This is a genomic window from Magnetococcales bacterium (assembly GCA_015231755.1).
In the GTDB taxonomy this organism is placed as follows: domain Bacteria; phylum Pseudomonadota; class Magnetococcia; order Magnetococcales; family Magnetaquicoccaceae; genus Magnetaquiglobus.
Genome location: JADGAZ010000003.1, coordinates 192729 through 209751 on the forward strand (window position 1 = coordinate 192729; position 17023 = coordinate 209751).

Below are 17023 nucleotides of genomic sequence, written 5' to 3' on the forward strand. Positions count from 1 at the left end.
TACATATCGATCTTCTTCGATATATGATCATGTCCAATTCAATCGCCTCTCACCACCGGGAGTCTCCTCGATGCGTCCACTGATCCGATTTGTCTTGCGTTTCCTGGCCCGATTGCTGTTTCGCGTGCGGGTGGAGGGCCACACCCGCTCTTTCGACACCAACCGGTTGCTGATCGTGGCCAACCACGAATCCTTTCTCGATGGACTGCTGCTGGGACTGTTTCTGCCGGTGGATCCGGTTTTCATCGTCCATACCAGTGTGGTGCGCTCCTGGTATTTCCGGATGATTCTCTCCCAGGTGGATTATCTGGCCGTAGATACCACCCGTCCCATTGCCATGAAACAGATCATCCGCCTGCTGGAGTCGGGACGACCGGTGATGATCTTCCCGGAAGGACGCATCACCATTACCGGCAGTCTCATGAAAGTCTACGACGGACCCGCCTTCGTGGCAGCCAAAACCGGAGCCACGGTATTGCCGGTGCGCCTCGACGGCACGGCCCGCAGCTACTTCGCCCGGGTATCCGGCAAGGCGCCGCGCCGCCTGCTGCCCAAAATCACCATCACCATCCTGCCCCCCACCCGCATTCCCATGCCCGAGGCTCCCTTGGCCAAACAGCGCCGTCACAAGGCCGGAGAAGCGTTGCGACGACTGATGCAGGAGATGCTGTTCGCCGCCCGTCCGCCCCAAACCCTGTTTTCCGCCCTGTGCGACGCCACCGAAATCCATGGCCGTGGCCATCGCCTGCTGGAAGACATCAAACAGATCGAATACCGTTATCAGGATTTGCTCAAGATGTCCCTGATGCTGGCCCGACTGGTGGAACGGGCCACCCCGGAAGTGGCTCCCGGTGGTCGCATCGGATTGTTGCTGCCCAATCTCGCCCCCACCCTGGCGCTGATCTTCGGACTTTCCGCCCGGCAGCGGATTCCGGCCATGCTCAACTACACCGCCGGCAGCGACGGTCTGCAAGCCGCCTGCACCGCCGCCACGATCACCACGGTGATCACCGCCCACGCTTTCGTGGAACAGGCCAATCTGGGCGAAAAACTGGCGGCCCTGCGGAATATACGCATCCTGTATCTGGAGGATCTGCGCCAAACCGCCACCTTGACGGACAAATTGTGGCTCATGGGTTACGCCCTGTGGTTTCCCCGTCGCTTTGAAATCCCCGTCTCCCCGGAAGAAGCGGCGGTGGTTCTGTTCACTTCCGGCTCGGAGGGCAAACCCAAAGGGGTGGTTCTGCCCCATCGTGCCCTGCTGGCCAACATCGCCCAGATCCGGGCGGTGATCGACTTCTCTCCCGACGACAAAATTCTCAACGCCTTGCCGATCTTTCATTCGTTCGGGTTGACGGCGGGATCCCTGCTGCCGATTCTCAGCGGCACCAGTCTGTTTCTCTACCCGTCGCCGCTGCACTACCGGATCATTCCGGAGTTGGCCTATGACCGGGCCTGCACCATTTTATTCGGCACCAACACCTTTTTGGCCAACTACGGAAAATTTGCCCATCCCTATGATTTCTTTCGCCTGCGCCATGTGATCGCCGGAGCGGAAAAACTCTCCGAACCGGTCCGGACCCTGTGGGCGGAAAAATTCGGCCTGCGCATCTTTGAAGGCTACGGCGCCACGGAAACCGCCCCGGTGTTGTCGGTCAACACCCCCATGGCCTGTCGCTCCGGAACCGTGGGACAACTCCTGCCCGGCATCGAATATCATCTGGAACCGGTGCCAGGCATCGAACGGGGAGGCGTGTTGCATGTGCGCGGACCCAATGTGATGGCGGGATATTTCAAAGTCGAACAACCCGGCCTGTTGCAACCTCCGGCTTCCAGCAGAGGCGCCGGCTGGTACGAAACCGGGGATATCGTCGAGGTGGACGATGACGGTTTTCTGCGCATCGTGGGTCGGGTGAAGCGTTTCGCCAAGGTGGCCGGAGAGATGATCAGCCTGGAGTCGGTGGAACGTCTGGCGGCTGCTTCCTCCCCCGCCGCAAGCCATGCCGCCTCCAGCCAGCCGGACGCCGCCAAGGGGGAGGCGTTGGTATTGTTCACTACCGACCCCGGACTCAACCGGGAAACCCTGCTCGCCCAGGCCCGAACCATGGGATATACGGAACTGGCCGTACCCCGCAAAATCGTATCGCTGGCCGCCCTGCCCCTGCTGGGTACGGGCAAGATCGACTACGTGACCCTCCAGCGTCTGGCCCTGGATACCCCATGAATCCCGCCCGTCGCACCCTGCTGACCGGCATGGCCACCCTGTTCGGCTCCCTCAGCGCCGGATGCGCCCTGCCGCGACTGTGGAATCCCTGTCATCCCCGTCTGCCCGACTCCCTGGCCCACCATCCATTGGTCAGCGCCGCCTGGGAGGGGCTGGACCCGGCCCAGGTGTGGGACTGTCATGCCCATATCGCCGGCATTGGGGATTCCGGCAGCGGCATCGTCTTGTCGCCGGAGATGTCCAGCCTGTTTCATCCGATCCAGTTCATGCAACGGCGCTTCTATCTCAACGCCGGTTGTATCCAGGAGACCCCGGGCCGGGTGGACCAAAGCTACGTGGAACGGCTGCGCACCCTGATCGACGACCTGCGCCCCGGTGCCAAGATGATGCTGTTCGCCTTCGACCGGGCCCATGACGCCTCGGGCCGCCCCCTGCCGGAGCAAAGCGCCTTCTATGTGCCCAACGACTACGCCCGCTCCCTGGCCAGCGCCTATCCGCGCCATTTTGAATGGGTAGCCTCCATCCATCCGGCCCGTCGGGACGCGCTGGCCGCTTTGGAACAGGCCAAGGAACACGGGGCGCAAGCCGTGAAATGGCTGCCGCCGGCCATGGGCATCGATCCGGCGGATCCGGTGTGCCAACCGTTCTATCAGGCTCTGGCACGGCTGGATCTGCCCCTGATCACCCACGGGGGCGAGGAAAAAGCGGTCCATGGCGTCGGAAAACCGGAGTTCGGCAATCCTTTGCGTCTGCGGCGTGCCCTCGACAGCGGCGTGCGCACCATCGTGGCCCACTGCGCCTCCATCGGCACGGACCACGACACGGACCATGGGGACCAACCGATATCCAGCTTCGCCTTGTTCACCCGCATGATGGAACATCCGGATCATCGGGAACTGCTGTTCGGAGACCTGTCCGCCATCACCCTGCGCAACCGGGATCCGGAGGTGATCCGCACCCTGCTGAAACGCCAGGAGTGGCATGGACGGCTGCTCAACGGCACGGATTATCCACTGCCGGGCATTCTGCCCCTGATCTCCCCCGCCGCCTTGGCCCGGGCCGGATTGCTCAACGAAGCGGCGGTGCCGGTGCTGAAAGAACTGCAAACCTACAACGCCCTGCTGTTCGATTTGGTCCTCAAACGCCACCTTTCCGCCCACGGAACGCCTTTTGCGACCCGCGTGTTTGAAACCCGCCGCTTTTTCACAAGGAAACAGTCATGAACGCCCATTCCAGTCCATCCGACCTGCTGCGCACCCGTCGTTTTCTGCCCCTGTTCGTCACCCAGTTCTTGGGCGCCCTCAACGACAACGTGGCCAAAAACGCCCTGGTGGTGCTGCTCACCTTTCACGCCACGGAGTGGACATCCCTCATGCCCGAGGTGCTGGCCAATCTGGCGGCGGGAATTTTCATGCTGCCGTTTTTTCTCTTCTCGGCCACGGCGGGACAACTGGCCGACAAGTTCGACAAGGCCAAACTGGCCCGCTGGGTCAAACTGCTGGAAATCCTCATCGTACTGGTGATCGGACTGGGGTTTGTCTGGCACAGCATCGAAATCCTATTTGGCGCCCTGTTCATGCTCGGGGTCCATTCGACCCTGTTCGGACCGATCAAATACGCCATTCTCCCCCAGCATCTGCAACCCGACGAACTGGTGGGGGGCAACGCCCTGATCGAAGCCGGCACCTTTGTCGCCATTCTGCTCGGCACGCTGCTGGGGGGTCTGCTGGCCGGCAGCGCCGGAGCCAGTGGGGTCATCACCCTCACCGGCCTGATCATCGCCGTAACGGGTTATCTGGCCAGCCGCGCCATTCCCACGGCTCCGGCCCCGGAACCCACCTTGCGCATCAATCCCCAATTCCTGGCCGAAACCTGGAAAACCCTCCAACTGCCCCGGTCCAACCGGGCGGTGTTTCTCTCGATTCTGGGTATCTCCTGGTTCTGGCTGTATGGCGCCTTGTTCCTGGCCCAGTTTCCCGCCTATACCCGCAATCTGCTCGGAGGCGGAGAATCCGCCATCACCTTGCTGCTGGCCATCTTCACGGTGGGCATCAGCATCGGCTCGCTGCTGTGCGAACGGCTCTCCGCCGGACGGGTGGAACTGGCACTGGTGCCCCTGGGATCCATCGGACTGACGGTGTTCGGACTGGATCTGGCCCTGGCCTCTCCGGCCAGCAACGCAGTGGTCGCCACCCCTCTGGGAGCGGTCGCGCTGCTGGCCCAACCCGGCACCTGGCGCATTCTGGCGGATCTGGTGCTGCTCGGCACCTTCGGCGGACTGTTCATCGTGCCCCTCTACGCCCTGGTGCAACAACGCTCCGAAGCCAGCCACCGGGCGCGCATCATCGCGGCCAACAACATCTACAACGCCTTGTTCATGGTCTCCGGCGCCCTGGCCGCCGCCACCATGCTGGGCAAAGGCTTGACCATCCCGGCCCTGTTCGCCACCGCCGCCCTGTGCAACGCGGCCGTGGCGGTCTACATCTACGGCTTGCTGCCGGAATTCGTGACCCGGTTTCTGATCTGGGTGGGGTTGCGCAAGGCGACGGAGGAGACGGGTGAAAAGGCTTGAGAAAAACAAAAAAAATGTTATGATTGAACGAAAATCAAAGGAGGTCAAGCCATGAGAATGTCCGAGAAGATCAAACCTGTCCGTTATCTGAAAAATCACGCTCCCGAGATCATGCGTGGCTTGGCCGAAGGCAACGCTCCGCTCATCATCACCCACCACGGCGAAGCCAAAGCGGTATTGCAAGAGATCGAGGCCTACAATCAAACCCAAGAGACCCTGGCGCTGCTCAAGCTCCTGGCCATGAGCAATCGGGAAATCGAAAACAAAGAGATGATGCCGGCCATGGAAGTGATCCAACATCTACGCAAGGCATGATCCCATGCGCTTTGAAGTCTTGATGACCAGGAACGGATACCATCACAGAACATACGACTGACTACGGGGTCAGAGAGTAACGGAGAGCAAACGAAAGGCTTCCTCCTAAAGTGGGATGATTTATAGAGAGTTATGTTAATCATTCGATTCTGAAGAAGAATTCACTGTATGGAATTTGATGCCTACTCTTGATGTTGATCAAGCTTATTACGTATAAGATTATGGATTCTTTTAATAATCATAAGAAGTGTCAGAATAAAATTAGCAGAAATAAAAACTATTACGCTTGAGAACACAACTGGGAATGAAAGACTAACAAACTGAGTGGTTGAGATAATGAGAATCGCAAGAATGGCAATTAAATTTGCATATGAAACATTGGAGAAAATTTCTTTCAGAAGAATTCTTTCCCATTTCTTTTTTTCTCTAACTGCTTCGTCGTCTGATTGGCTTACGGGAGAAAAATTTTGAAATATACTGTAGATCAGAACCAACACATTAATCAACAGACCGACAAAAACAGAAAACGCTGTGATCAGGATAGTGTAAGCTGAGTCAGAAAAAGAAAATTCAAAATAAAAAGAAAAACAACCAAGGATAAACGGGACAATAAAAAATACAAACAAATCCAATAAATTTAATTTATGACCAGATGCATGCCTGAGCGTAAAAATGTGATCTGAGAAAATTTGTCGAACATCTATCTTGCTACTCATTTATCGATATCCCCATTTCTACGGAGAGATCATTGATAATTCTCTCACTGATATTGTTAAGACTATTAAACGTTGGAAACCCATCTTGCCCTTTTGTTAATTCTTCCTCTTCATCCACATCGATACGGACTTTAAATTTTCTTGGTTCAGAAAGACTGACCACTCTTTTTCTTCCGTTTATTTGAATTTCTGCCTTAATATCATCATACTCAAACCCTTCAAATTCAAAAACAGACCCGATTGAGCGATCGCCATTCAAATACTCTGTTAATCTGGCAAATTTGTGAAAAATTGTCTTGTCTTTTGGTTTAAAGCTCACTTCCATTACTCCATCGCGTTCACCAGATCCAAGTTGCAATCTGTCAGCATGATCTGATGGGATGGTGTGCTTAATAAACGCAAGCCTTGCCACATCGCCAGATTTAAGAAGCTTCTTAACCGCATCTTCCGGTGCCAGAGGATTGATCACAATTTTGTAATCAGGATAATCACTACTAAACCTCTCGACAACAATTTTCCTGATCAATTCAAGAATGCCTGAAGGGCCAACAGATTGTGTTAACAATATACCTTTATAAGAATGATTAGGAACAAAGAACCTCCAATAAAACGGAATCATGTCCGCGTCAGTTTTTTTCTTTACATATGATAAATCTCCAGATTCCGCATCTACTATATTACTTTGATATCCATACTGTCCAGATCGAAGGATTCCGCTCAAGCTGGAACCATTATTTATAATATTGCCAACCGAGACAGTCTTCATCAACACAACAAATTTTTTATATTTCTCTTGTTCGATTTCATTGAAATAACCACACACCACATCTATAAGATTGTTAATATCATCAAACCTGCCAAATCTTAACCGGACGTTATGTCTTCTTTCTTGAATTACAATCAAATGTGCAGACAACGAATGGGAATAAGCCATGAAGATTCCTTATTGTTTACGAACGTGTTGACAAAATTTGCGGTGCAAGGCAGCCAAGGTAATCGTGGTATCTGTGCGGTCCCTGCCTGCATCACCACCAATGCACCAAATCAACATCCCAGATAGTCATAAAAATATCACGCACAATTGATATCCAAAGCTGTTAAATAAATTTTCCTTCTCGATTCCAATTGGCTGAGACAGCATCTCCCGATAATGCATGATTAACACGCTTCCAAACGCAGTTTTATGACAAAAAAATCTGAAGTTTCGAATCTGCACGAAGATCGGTATAACTCAAACTAAAAGAATAATTTTTACCCTTAGATAAACACTAATATCTAAATATGGCAAATCATTAGAATTATCAAGAAGGATCATTCCTGTTCAATTTAAACACAGATCCTTATATAATATAAAAAAGGATTAATCAATGCAAAAATCGCTATTATCTATAAAATTATTACAACAATTATATTTCAATTATAAATCAATAAAAAAGAACCAATCAAAATCAAGCCTATCCAAATACTTAATAAAAACACACGCCCATCGTTTCCAAAAAATAATTTTCAATCATCTTTGCTTTTCATGACAAACACCCCCTCAAACACCTTTCACACATCACGTTCACGGAGGATCGGTAATCTCCATCCGCTCCACATCCGCCAGCGTGATGCGGCGGCCATCGAGTGTGTGGAAGGTGCGGCCCTGGATCTTGTTGCGTTGGGCCTGATAGACCGTGGTCTGCATGGTCTGGACATGGATCACCCGCACCTCCACCACCTGATGGGCCGTGTTCCAGTCCTGATAGATGTACCAGGCCATCCAGATGAGGACGATGGTGACCAGAGTCAACGCGGTGGTGCGGAAGGAGCGTTGATGCACCTCCCGGAAACGCAACACGGCGCTGCGCTCGGGGGATGGGGAGAGGGGATCCATCTCCATCGTCCTCCGGGCCTGCCGTCTACCCAGAAAATAGACCCCGAACATCATCAACGCAGGAAGCCAGAATTTCCAGAACATGGTTTTTGCATCTCCCCTTTCGCGATAGTCCCCCAAGGAACCCATTGCCCGATTCCCGCAATCCAGAGTAACATGGATCATTCTGGAATTCGACCACGCTCGACACCAAACAGGAGAGATAGCGGTGAAGGCCAAGGATATCATGGTAACGACAGTGATCACGGCTCCCCCGGAGACCCCGATTCGCGATCTGGCGCGTCTGCTCACCGAAAAACGGATTGGCGGCGTCCCCATTGTGGAGCAGGGGCGACTGCTGGGCATGGTGACGGAAGAGGATCTGCTGGCCCGGGTCAAGACGATTCATCCCCCGACCCTGTTCACCTTTTTGGACGCGGTGATTCCCATCGCCGGGGAACACCGCTTCGAGGAGGATTTGCGCCGCATGGCCGCCTCCACAGCCGAAGAGATCATGACCACCGAGTTGGAAGCGGTAGACGAGGAGACGGATCTGGCGGAAGTGGCCACCCTGATCAGCGATCGGCATGTCTGTCTGCTGCCGGTGCTGCGGGGAGAGGAACTGGTGGGGATCATCGGCAAGCGGGACGTGATCCGGGGCATGCTGGCGGACGGCGTGGCGTGAGTCTGGAGACGGCCCCGACATTGATTTATGTCACCGGTTCCGAGGCCGAAACCGAAGCCTTGGCCTCAGAGCTGGCCCGTTGTCTGATGCCGGGCATGGCCCTGCTGCTGACCGGAGATCTGGGCAGCGGCAAAAGCGTGTTCGCCCGTGGCGTCTTGAGGGGACTGGGGGTGGAAGAGGCGTACATCACCAGTCCCACCTTCACCTTGGTGAATGTGTATGACGAAGGACGCCTGCCGGTGGCCCATTTCGATTTGTATCGGGTGACCGATCCGGAAGAACTGGAACTGGTCGGCATCGAAGAGTATGTGGATGGCAAGGGTGTGGTGATCGTGGAGTGGCCGGAACTGGGAGTTGGACACCATTTCGGGGCCGCCCTCGACATCCGGCTGACGGACGCGCCGGAAAAACCGGAGGAACGCCGCATCACCCTGACCCCCCTGGAACCTTTGAGTCGGGAATGTTTGCATGTCTTCAAGCGACAACGCGCCCCCAGCGGGTCCTGAAATCCTGGTCGCCCCCTCGGCTTTGCGCTTCATCGAGCCGGTTTTAGGCAGCGGGATCACCCTGACCCAGGTGGCGGGGGATGCCTCTTTCCGCCGTTATTTCCGGGTCGAATCCCCCCGCGGACGGTTCATTCTCATGGACGCCCCTCCGGACAAGGAAGACTCGGCACCTTTTTTGGATATTGCCCAATTCCTGCGCAGCCACGGGGTTCCGACCCCCGAGGTGGTGGCGCAACGACTCGATCTGGGCTATGTATTGCTGGAGGATTTCGGCGACCTGACCTATCTGAAGGCTTTGGAACAGGGGGAAAATCCGGATATCCTCTACCGGGCCGCCGTCGAAACCCTGCTCACCCTGCAAGCCACCCCGAAAGATGACCGCTGCATCGCCCACCGGCGCCCCTACGACCGGGAGATGCTGCGGCGGGAACTGGCGTTGTTCACCGACTGGTATGTGGAAGGCATTCTCCGGACCCCCATCACCCCGGAGGATCGTCAGGCCTTCGACGTGGTCTTTCACCGCCTGATCGACGCCATCCTGGAACAACCCTGGACCCTGGTGCATCGGGACTATCACAGCCGCAATCTGATGTGGCGCGCCGCAGGTGTGGGAGTGCTGGATTTCCAGGACGCGGTCATGGGACCCATTACCTACGATCTGGCCAGTCTGCTGCGGGACTGTTATGTGGCCTGGGATGCCCCATTCCGGGAAAAGGTGATGGAATGGTGGTTTGCCGATCCCCGCATCCAGGCCCGCTATCCGGTGGACGGGGCCACCTTCCGGGCCGATCTGGAACGCATGGGTATTCAGCGCAATCTCAAGGCCATCGGCATCTTCGGACGCCTCTCCCTGCGGGATGGCAAACACGGCTATCTGAACGACATCCCCCGCACGTTGGGTTATGTGCGGGAGACGTTGCCGGGGCGTCCGGAACTGGCGGCACTGGCGGGTCTGATCGACCGCTACGCGCCGGGTTGAACCACAAACCAAGACACCATAAACCACCATCATGCACGCCATGATCCTGGCCGCAGGCTACGGCAAGCGGCTGCGCCCCTTGACCGATACGGTGCCCAAGCCCCTGGTGGACATGGGTGGACGCCCCTTGTTGGATCACACCCTGTTGCGGGTGGCGGCCCTGGGGATCCGGCGGGTGGTGATCAACGTCCACCATCTGGCGGAACAAATCATCGCCCATGTGGGGGATGGTTCGGCGTATGGACTGGACGTGATCTGGTCCCAAGAAACGGTGCTGATGGAAACCGGTGGCGGGGTCTGTCAGGCGTTGGGATTGCTGGGGGAGGCGCCTTTTCTGGCCATCAACGGGGATGTGGTCTGGGACATGGACCTGGAACCTTTGATCACCGCCTTTGATCCAATACGCATGGATGGTCTGCTGGGACTGGTGCCGGTACGCGGAGAAGAAGCAGGAGGCGGGGATTTTGTCGTGGATGACCGTGGCCGCCTGCGGCGCGCCGGATCCGGGAATGGGGGGTGGATCTATTCCGGATTGCAGATGCTGCGGCCTTCAGCCTTGCGGGATTATCCGGCGGAACCCTTCTCCCTGAACCGCTTCTATGACGACGCCATGGGCCGGGAACGGCTGTATGGCCTGCCCCTGGAAGGTTTCTGGGCAGATATCGGCACCCCGGAACGATTGGACATCACGCGCCTGGAATGGAAAAACCGGTTTGCAATCGGCGCGGGGTTGGCATATAAAGATTGAGGGTTTATGGACCGACTAACCAAGAGGAACGATGCGATGGACTTCACCCAGGCGCGGGTCAATATGGTCAAATCCCAGGCAGTGCCGAACATGGTACGTGATCCGGCATTGCTGCAGGGACTTCTTCAGGTTCCCAGGGAGGATTTCGCCACCTCCGCATTCCGGGAATTCGCCTATTCGGATATGCCCATTCCCTTGAACGACGGCGGACGGCGCGCCCTGACCCCTGTGCAGATCGGGTGGATGATCCAGGAATTGCAGCTTTCCCGTGGGGACAGGGTGCTGGTGATCGGAGCGGGCAGCGGTTACGAATGCGCCTTGCTGGCGGGCATGGGCATGACGGTGTTCGCGTTGGAATCCGATGCCGAACTGGCCACCCGGGGCCAACAACTGACCGACCCCTCCCAGGTGCAGTGGCGCACAGCCCCCCTGGCGGAAGGATGGAGCGAGGCGGGACGCTTTGACGGCATCCTGATTTGCGGTGCGGTGGCCTCCATTCCCAACCGGATCGTGGGACAGTTGCAAGAGGATGGGGTGCTGGTGGGGATCGTCGGACGAATCGGAGAGGTCACCATGCGCGCGGTGCGCGTATCGGGGATTCCGGTGCGTCAGGAGACCCTGTTCGAGACCGTGGCCCCCTCATTGCCGGGCTTGGGCGATGACGGGAGTTTCCGGTTGTAGTCACAACGTTTATCGGGATGAGACGACCGTGAGTTTGATTGTTCAAAAATATGGCGGAACTTCCGTTGGCTCCATCCAACGAATCCGCAACGTGGCGGCCCGGGCGGTCGCGGCCCAGCGGGCCGGGAACCGGGTGGTGGTCACGGTGTCGGCCATGTCCGGCGAGACCAACCGTCTGGTGGCCTTGGTGGAAGAACTCTCCGGTGGCACCTTCAGCCAGCGGGAATACGACGTGGTGGTGGCCACCGGGGAACAGGTCTCCACCGGACTGCTGGCCATCGCCATCGAATCCCTGGGCGTGCCCGCCCGCTCCTATCAGGGGTGGCAGGTGCGCTTCGTGACCGATGGTGTCCACGCCAAGGCCCGCATCCTGGATGTGGAAGCCGACGCGATCCTGCGGGATCTGGACGCGGGCCGCATCGTGGTGGTGGCGGGATTCCAGGGGGTGGACGACCAGAACGCCGTGACCACCCTGGGTCGGGGCGGCTCGGATACCTCGGCGGTGGCTTTGGCCGCGGCCCTCAAAGCCGATTTTTGCGACATCTACACCGACGTGGACGGGGTTTACACCACCGATCCCCGGGTGGTGCCCAAGGCGCGCAAACTGGATCGCATCTGCTACGAAGAGATGCTGGAAATGGCCTCCCTGGGGGCCAAGGTATTGCAAACCCGTTCGGTGGAACTGGCCAAGAAATACAAGGTTCCCGTGCGGGTACTCTCTTCCCTGGAGGAAGGGACCGGAACTCTGTTGACCGAAGAGGATGATGTCATGGAACAAGTCGTGGTTTCCGCCATTGCGTTCAACCGGGATGAAGCCAAGATCACCATCTTGGGCGTACCCGACAAGCCCGGCATTGCCGCGTCGATCTTCGGCACCCTGGCCGACGCCAATGTCAACGTGGACATGATCGTGCAAAACATCTCCGCCAGCAGCGGCGGCACGGATGTCACCTTCACCGTGGCCAAAGGGGATTACAAACAGGCCATGGCGGTCCTGAAAGAACCCGTGGCCGCCCTGGGCGCCCAGGATCTGTTGGGAGATCCGGATATCGCCAAGGTATCGGTGGTGGGTGTGGGCATGCGTTCCCATTCGGGTGTGGCCCAGCGCATGTTCAAGGCGTTGAGCGCGGATGGCATCAACATACGCATGATTTCCACCTCGGAGATCAAAATCTCCGTGATCATCGACGAAAAATACATGGAACTGGCGGTGCGCTCCCTGCACCAGGCTTTTGAATTGGACAAGGACGCTGGAGATCGTGTCAGAGGCTGATTCCCACAAATCCGGCAAGGGATCGACGACCGGACGTGCCAAATCCTCCAAGGGGGGTGTCTCCCGACCCGAACATCCTTTCGTGGCCGTGTACGACACCACCCTGCGGGACGGCTCCCAGAGCGAAGCGGTGCAGTTTTCCGTGGAGGACAAACTGCGCATCGCGCGGCGTCTGGATCTGCTGGGGGTCGATTTCATCGAGGGGGGATGGCCGGGGGCCAATCCCAAGGATCAGGCGTTCTTCGCCAAAGCCAAAGATCTGAAACTGGAAAACAGCCGTCTGGTGGCCTTCGGTTCCACCCGCCGCGCCCATGTGGCGGCGGAACAAGACACGGTACTCAACGGCCTGCTGGCCGCCGAAACCCCGGTGATCACCATTTTCGGCAAATCCTGGCCCCTGCACGTCACCCGCGCCTTGGGCATCAGCACCCAGGAGAATCTCGAACTGGTCTACGATTCGATCCGGTATCTGAAAGCCCGGACCGATACGGTCTTTTTCGACGCGGAGCATTTCTTCGACGGTTTCAAGGCCGATCCGGACTACGCCCTCCAGGTGCTGACCGCGGCCCGGGACGGAGGGGCGGATGCCTTGATCCTGTGCGACACCAACGGCGGCACCCTGCCCGGCGAGGTGGCGGCCATCATGCGTCAGATCGCCCTGCCGGATACCCGTCTGGGGATCCATTGCCACAACGACGGGGGGGTGGCAGTGGCCAATTCCCTGGTGGCGGTGGAGTGCGGCGCGGTGCAGGTGCAAGGGACCATCAACGGCTTGGGGGAGCGGTGCGGCAACGCGGATTTGACCTCGGTGGTGCCCAACCTGCTGCTCAAAATGGGACGCTCCGTGCGCATGGGCGTGGAGGGCTTGCCCCGCCTCACCGGAGTGAGCCGCTTCGTAGACGAATTGTGCAACCGTCCACCCCAAAAAAATCAACCCTTTGTCGGGGCGTCCGCCTTTGCCCACAAGGGGGGGATCCATGTGTCGGCCATCCTCAAGGATCCCATCACCTACGAACACATCGATCCGGAACAGGTGGGCAACGAACGGCGCATTCTGGTTTCGGAGCAGTCGGGACGGAGCAATCTGTTCTACAAGGTGCGGGAACTGGGCATCGAAGGGGTGAACGCCGAAGATCCCCGTCTGCAAAACCTGCTGCACGAACTCAAGGAGTGGGAGTTCCGCGGCTATCAGTTCGACGCCGCCGAGGCCTCCTTCGAGTTGCGCATCCGCAAGGCCCTGGGTTTGTTGCCGGAGTTCTTCCGGGAACAGGGGTTCCGGGTGATCGACAACCACATGGTGCGGGATGACGGGGAACGGGTCATGGGGGCCGAAGCCACGGTCAAGCTGGTGGTGGGAGGCCAACCGGTCCATTTCGTGGGAGAAGGCAACGGCCCGGTGGATGCCTTGTACACGGTCTTGCAACGGGCCTTGGAATGGCACTATCCGGCCATCAACGCCATGAGCCTGGTGGATTACAAGGTCAGGATCCTGGGTCATTCGGCCACGGGCCGCTCCGGAACCGGTTCCATGGTACGGGTCTTGATCGAGTGGCGGGACGAGGTGCGCACCTGGGGAACCGTCGGGGTGTCGGAACACATCATCGCGGCCTCTTACGCCGCCATCATGGACGCCTTGACCTTCAAGCTCTTCAAGGACGGGGCAACACCCTCTGTTTGATTGGTTGTTTTCAAGTTTTGCTCTTGGCGCATCGAAAAACACAAAGGAAAAGTCGAATCATGAAAAAAATCGAAGCGATCATCAAACCCTTCAAGCTCGACGACGTGAAAGAGGCCCTCTCCGAGGTGGGGATCCAGGGGATCACCGTCACGGAAGTGCGGGGCTTCGGTCGTCAGAAGGGCCATACCGAACTCTACCGGGGTGCCGAGTATGTGGTGGACTTCCTGCCGAAACTGAAAGTCGAAGTGGTCCTGGAAGAGGATCGGGTCGATCAGGCTCTGGAAGCCATCGAACGGGCGGCTCGCACCGGCCGGATCGGCGACGGCAAAATCTTCGTCACCCCGGTGGAACGGGTGGTGCGCATCCGTACCGGCGAGCGGGACTCCAATGCCCTGTAATCGGGAACGGGAAAGTCGACAATCGTTCCCGCCGCGCGCATGAAAAGCGGTCGGGAACTGGGCACGCGATTCGAGCCTGGAGAGGTGATCTTCAGGCAGGGGGAACCGGCACGCTGCATGTACGTCATCCAGAAGGGCCGGGTGGAGATCGTCATGGAGTCGGAGTTCGGGCCGCGCCACCTGAACTCCTTGAAAGAGGGGGATATTTTCGGAGAGGTCGCCCTGTTCGCCGAAAAGGCCCGCATTGCCACAGCCCGGGCGGTCACCGAAGTGCGGGCCTTGCAACTCGACGAAAAAACCTTCCTGAGCCGATTGCATCAGGATCCCTCGATGGCGTTTCGGCTGATTCGCAAACTGGCCCAACGCATCCACGATCAGGATCACGAACTGATGCGTGATCATGCCAACGAGGTGGAGAGCTGCCCGGTCACCGGATTCACCAGCTACATCGATCTGGCAACCTTCCTGGAAACCGAAGTCAAACGGGCCAGACGACTCAAGCAGACCATGGCGTTTGGCATTCTGGTCATCGATGGGTATGCCGCCATCGTGGAACAGTGGGGCGAAGAGATCGGGGAAAACGTGTCGCAACATCTGGCCGAAGTGGCCCGGGAGCATGTGCGACTCACGGATGTGGCCGGTCGTTTTGGCGCGGACCGTTTCGGGGTGTTCCTCTACGAAGCGGATGGCGCGTCGGCGGTGCATGTGTGCGAAAAGATCCGCAGCGTGTTCGCCGAACTGGTCTTCGAGGCCCAGGGAAAAAGTTTTTCCGCTACCCTGACCTGCGGCGTGGCGATCTTCCCCGAGCATCAACTCTCCTCCTCGCTCAATCAGGCGGCGTTCAAGGCGATGATGAAAGGCATGACCCGTGGCGGGAATCGCGTGATCCTGGCGGAACCGGGGGCGAAACGGACGCAAACCGAACGGTGAGCAGCGATGAAACTGGTGGATCAATCCCGGGTGGCCGTGGTCGGGGGAGGACCGGCAGGGGCTTTGGCGGCCTATTTCCTGATGGAGGTCTCCGCCCGCGTCGGTCTGAAACTGCGGGTTGATCTGTACGAACCTCGGGATTTCGCCCGGTTCGGTCCAGCCGGATGCAACATGTGCGCGGGTGTGGTCTCGGAATCCCTGGTGCAAACCCTGGCCGCCGAAGGGATCAATCTGCCTCCACTGGTGGTGCAACGGGGCATCGACTCTTATGTGCTGCATACCAGCGATCAACCGCCAGTGGCCATCGCCACCCCGGTTGACGAGTTGCGCATCGCCACGGTCTATCGGGGCGGCGGACCCCGGGCCCCCGAGGGAGAACAAAAATGGACCAGCTTCGATGGTTATCTGCTGGAGATGGCCCAGGAACGGGGGGTGCGGATCATTCCGCAACGGGTAGCCTCCCTGACCTTCGGGCCGGATGGACGCCCCAGGGTGGGCACCGGCAAAGGAAATCCGGAAAGCTATGATCTGCTCATCGGCGCCATCGGGGTCAATTCCGGCGCCCTGAAGCTTTTCGAGGGGTTGGGAATCGCCTTCCAATCCCCACCGGTGACCCGGGGATTCGTGTCCGAGATCCATCTGGGGGTGGAGACCGTCCAGAAATATCTGGGCAACTCCATGCACATTTTCTTATTGGATATACCAAGACTCAAATTCGCGGCCGTGATTCCGAAGGTGGAGTACGCCACGGTCTGCCTGCTGGGAGACGACATCGACAAGGAGTTGGCCGAACGGTTCATGAACGATCCGGCGACCAAAAGCTGTTTTCCGCCGGATCTGGATTGGCGCATCGGCGAAAAGGCCCAGTGCGGCATGACCGGTCAGGCGTGCCAGTGCGGTCCCCGTTTGAACGTCGGACCGGCGGTGCATCCCTATGGGGACCGGGTGGTGCTGGTGGGAGACGCCGCGGTTTCCCGACTGTACAAAGACGGCATCGGCGCCGCCTACATCACGGCCAAGGCCAGCGTGGTGACCGCTCTTTTTTTCGGGGTGTCAGCCAACGACTTCCGGCGTCGTTATATTCCGGTGGTCAACGGCATCGATCGCGACAACCGCATCGGCACGGTGATCTTCTGGCTGACCGTTCTGTATCAAAAGTTTCTGTTCTTGCGCCGGGGCATGGTCCACATGGTGCGGGAAGAGACGGAAATGGCCGGAGAACGACGGGATATGAGCCGGGTGTTGTGGGATACGTTCACCGGAAGCGCCACCTATCGGCAGATTCTGATGCGCGCCTTGCATCCCCGTTTCATGACCCGGTTGACCTTTGCGACGCTGCTGGCTCCGTTCAAACGCTTCCGACCGGGGTGACGCGCCAGGATTTTCGACTTCGGCATGGTTTTGGTGTATGCTTCATGGATCGGATCATACCCCGTTCATGACACAAAGGATTGGAATCGAGG

Annotated in this window: 17 protein-coding genes; 14 read left to right on the forward strand and 3 right to left on the reverse strand. The window is 57.8% G+C overall.

Features of this window, described 5'->3' with window-relative positions:
- Nucleotides 1-70 precede the first annotated feature (70 nt).
- The 4 genes from aas to HQL98_03295 are packed head-to-tail and all read left to right on the forward strand — an operon-like array spanning nucleotide 71 to nucleotide 5111.
- Nucleotides 71-2224, forward strand: a complete 2154-nt coding sequence (gene aas, locus HQL98_03280) for a bifunctional acyl-ACP--phospholipid O-acyltransferase/long-chain-fatty-acid--ACP ligase (GenBank protein ID MBF0271088.1) — start codon at nucleotides 71-73, stop codon at nucleotides 2222-2224.
- A complete protein-coding gene (locus HQL98_03285) occupies nucleotides 2221-3447 on the forward strand; it encodes an amidohydrolase (GenBank protein ID MBF0271089.1) in 1227 nt (408 codons plus the stop codon). Before aas ends, HQL98_03285 begins: the two co-directional genes overlap by 4 nt.
- On the forward strand, nucleotides 3444-4796 hold the full coding sequence (locus tag HQL98_03290) for an MFS transporter (GenBank protein ID MBF0271090.1): 1353 nt from the start codon (nucleotides 3444-3446) through the stop codon (nucleotides 4794-4796). Before HQL98_03285 ends, HQL98_03290 begins: the two co-directional genes overlap by 4 nt.
- 51 nt (nucleotides 4797-4847) lie before the next feature.
- Entirely contained in the window at nucleotides 4848-5111 is a 264-nt protein-coding gene (locus HQL98_03295; protein MBF0271091.1) for a type II toxin-antitoxin system Phd/YefM family antitoxin, read from the forward strand.
- 182 nt (nucleotides 5112-5293) lie between these two features.
- Here HQL98_03295 and HQL98_03300 read toward each other — a convergent pair whose 3' ends face one another.
- The 3 genes from HQL98_03300 to HQL98_03310 all read right to left on the reverse strand — a co-directional run bounded on the left by HQL98_03300 (nucleotide 5294) and on the right by HQL98_03310 (nucleotide 7787).
- On the reverse strand, nucleotides 5294-5827 hold the full coding sequence (locus HQL98_03300) for a hypothetical protein (GenBank protein MBF0271092.1): 534 nt from the start codon (nucleotides 5825-5827) through the stop codon (nucleotides 5294-5296).
- Complete coding sequence (locus tag HQL98_03305; protein MBF0271093.1) at nucleotides 5820-6761, reverse strand: hypothetical protein; 942 nt, start codon at nucleotides 6759-6761, stop codon at nucleotides 5820-5822. The genes HQL98_03300 and HQL98_03305 overlap by 8 nt, the downstream gene beginning before the upstream one ends.
- 630 nt (nucleotides 6762-7391) lie before the next feature.
- Nucleotides 7392-7787, reverse strand: coding sequence for a hypothetical protein (locus HQL98_03310; protein ID MBF0271094.1), 396 nt, complete (start codon nucleotides 7785-7787; stop codon nucleotides 7392-7394).
- A gap of 142 nt (nucleotides 7788-7929) precedes the next feature.
- Between HQL98_03310 and HQL98_03315 the strand changes: the two genes are divergently transcribed.
- From HQL98_03315 to HQL98_03360, 10 genes are all read left to right on the forward strand, one after another.
- The gene (locus HQL98_03315) at nucleotides 7930-8367 is read left to right on the forward strand and encodes a CBS domain-containing protein (GenBank protein MBF0271095.1); all 438 of its coding nucleotides are present in this window, start codon (nucleotides 7930-7932) and stop codon (nucleotides 8365-8367) included.
- Between the two features lie 20 nt (nucleotides 8368-8387).
- Nucleotides 8388-8873: a tRNA (adenosine(37)-N6)-threonylcarbamoyltransferase complex ATPase subunit type 1 TsaE gene (gene tsaE, locus HQL98_03320; protein MBF0271096.1), complete on the forward strand. Its 486-nt coding sequence runs from the start codon at nucleotides 8388-8390 to the stop codon at nucleotides 8871-8873.
- Nucleotides 8836-9852, forward strand: a complete 1017-nt coding sequence (locus tag HQL98_03325; GenBank protein ID MBF0271097.1) for a phosphotransferase — start codon at nucleotides 8836-8838, stop codon at nucleotides 9850-9852. Before tsaE ends, HQL98_03325 begins: the two co-directional genes overlap by 38 nt.
- Nucleotides 9853-9883: 31 nt before the next feature.
- Complete coding sequence (locus tag HQL98_03330; protein ID MBF0271098.1) at nucleotides 9884-10600, forward strand: nucleotidyltransferase family protein; 717 nt, start codon at nucleotides 9884-9886, stop codon at nucleotides 10598-10600.
- 36 nt (nucleotides 10601-10636) lie between these two features.
- Nucleotides 10637-11281, forward strand: a complete 645-nt coding sequence (locus HQL98_03335) for a protein-L-isoaspartate O-methyltransferase (protein MBF0271099.1) — start codon at nucleotides 10637-10639, stop codon at nucleotides 11279-11281.
- 28 nt (nucleotides 11282-11309) lie between these two features.
- Nucleotides 11310-12554 (forward strand): aspartate kinase, encoded by a 1245-nt coding sequence (locus tag HQL98_03340; protein MBF0271100.1) that lies wholly within the window; start codon nucleotides 11310-11312, stop codon nucleotides 12552-12554.
- An 82-nt stretch (nucleotides 12555-12636) separates the two neighbouring features.
- The gene (locus HQL98_03345; protein MBF0271101.1) at nucleotides 12637-14232 is read left to right on the forward strand and encodes a citramalate synthase; all 1596 of its coding nucleotides are present in this window, start codon (nucleotides 12637-12639) and stop codon (nucleotides 14230-14232) included.
- Between the two features lie 59 nt (nucleotides 14233-14291).
- A complete protein-coding gene (locus HQL98_03350; protein MBF0271102.1) occupies nucleotides 14292-14630 on the forward strand; it encodes a P-II family nitrogen regulator in 339 nt (112 codons plus the stop codon).
- 39 nt (nucleotides 14631-14669) lie between these two features.
- A complete protein-coding gene (locus HQL98_03355; GenBank protein ID MBF0271103.1) occupies nucleotides 14670-15560 on the forward strand; it encodes a cyclic nucleotide-binding domain-containing protein in 891 nt (296 codons plus the stop codon).
- A 6-nt stretch (nucleotides 15561-15566) separates the two neighbouring features.
- Entirely contained in the window at nucleotides 15567-16931 is a 1365-nt protein-coding gene (locus HQL98_03360; GenBank protein ID MBF0271104.1) for a hypothetical protein, read from the forward strand.
- The last annotated feature ends 92 nt before the right edge of the window (nucleotides 16932-17023 follow it).

Excerpts from the sequence above, each read along its gene's own strand:
- aas (MBF0271088.1), top strand. The coding sequence starts at position 71 with ATGCGTCCACTGATCCGATTTGTCTTGCGTTTCCTGGCCCGATTGCTG.
- HQL98_03285 (MBF0271089.1), top strand. The coding sequence starts at position 2,221 with ATGAATCCCGCCCGTCGCACCCTGCTGACCGGCATGGCCACCCTGTTC.
- HQL98_03290 (MBF0271090.1), top strand. The coding sequence starts at position 3,444 with ATGAACGCCCATTCCAGTCCATCCGACCTGCTGCGCACCCGTCGTTTT.
- HQL98_03295 (MBF0271091.1), top strand. The coding sequence starts at position 4,848 with ATGAGAATGTCCGAGAAGATCAAACCTGTCCGTTATCTGAAAAATCAC.
- HQL98_03300 (MBF0271092.1), bottom strand. The coding sequence starts at position 5,827 with ATGAGTAGCAAGATAGATGTTCGACAAATTTTCTCAGATCACATTTTT.
- HQL98_03305 (MBF0271093.1), bottom strand. The coding sequence starts at position 6,761 with ATGGCTTATTCCCATTCGTTGTCTGCACATTTGATTGTAATTCAAGAA.
- HQL98_03310 (MBF0271094.1), bottom strand. The coding sequence starts at position 7,787 with ATGTTCTGGAAATTCTGGCTTCCTGCGTTGATGATGTTCGGGGTCTAT.
- HQL98_03315 (MBF0271095.1), top strand. The coding sequence starts at position 7,930 with ATGGTAACGACAGTGATCACGGCTCCCCCGGAGACCCCGATTCGCGAT.
- HQL98_03325 (MBF0271097.1), top strand. The coding sequence starts at position 8,836 with ATGTCTTCAAGCGACAACGCGCCCCCAGCGGGTCCTGAAATCCTGGTC.
- HQL98_03330 (MBF0271098.1), top strand. The coding sequence starts at position 9,884 with ATGCACGCCATGATCCTGGCCGCAGGCTACGGCAAGCGGCTGCGCCCC.
- HQL98_03335 (MBF0271099.1), top strand. The coding sequence starts at position 10,637 with ATGGACTTCACCCAGGCGCGGGTCAATATGGTCAAATCCCAGGCAGTG.
- HQL98_03350 (MBF0271102.1), top strand. The coding sequence starts at position 14,292 with ATGAAAAAAATCGAAGCGATCATCAAACCCTTCAAGCTCGACGACGTG.
- HQL98_03355 (MBF0271103.1), top strand. The coding sequence starts at position 14,670 with ATGAAAAGCGGTCGGGAACTGGGCACGCGATTCGAGCCTGGAGAGGTG.
- HQL98_03360 (MBF0271104.1), top strand. The coding sequence starts at position 15,567 with ATGAAACTGGTGGATCAATCCCGGGTGGCCGTGGTCGGGGGAGGACCG.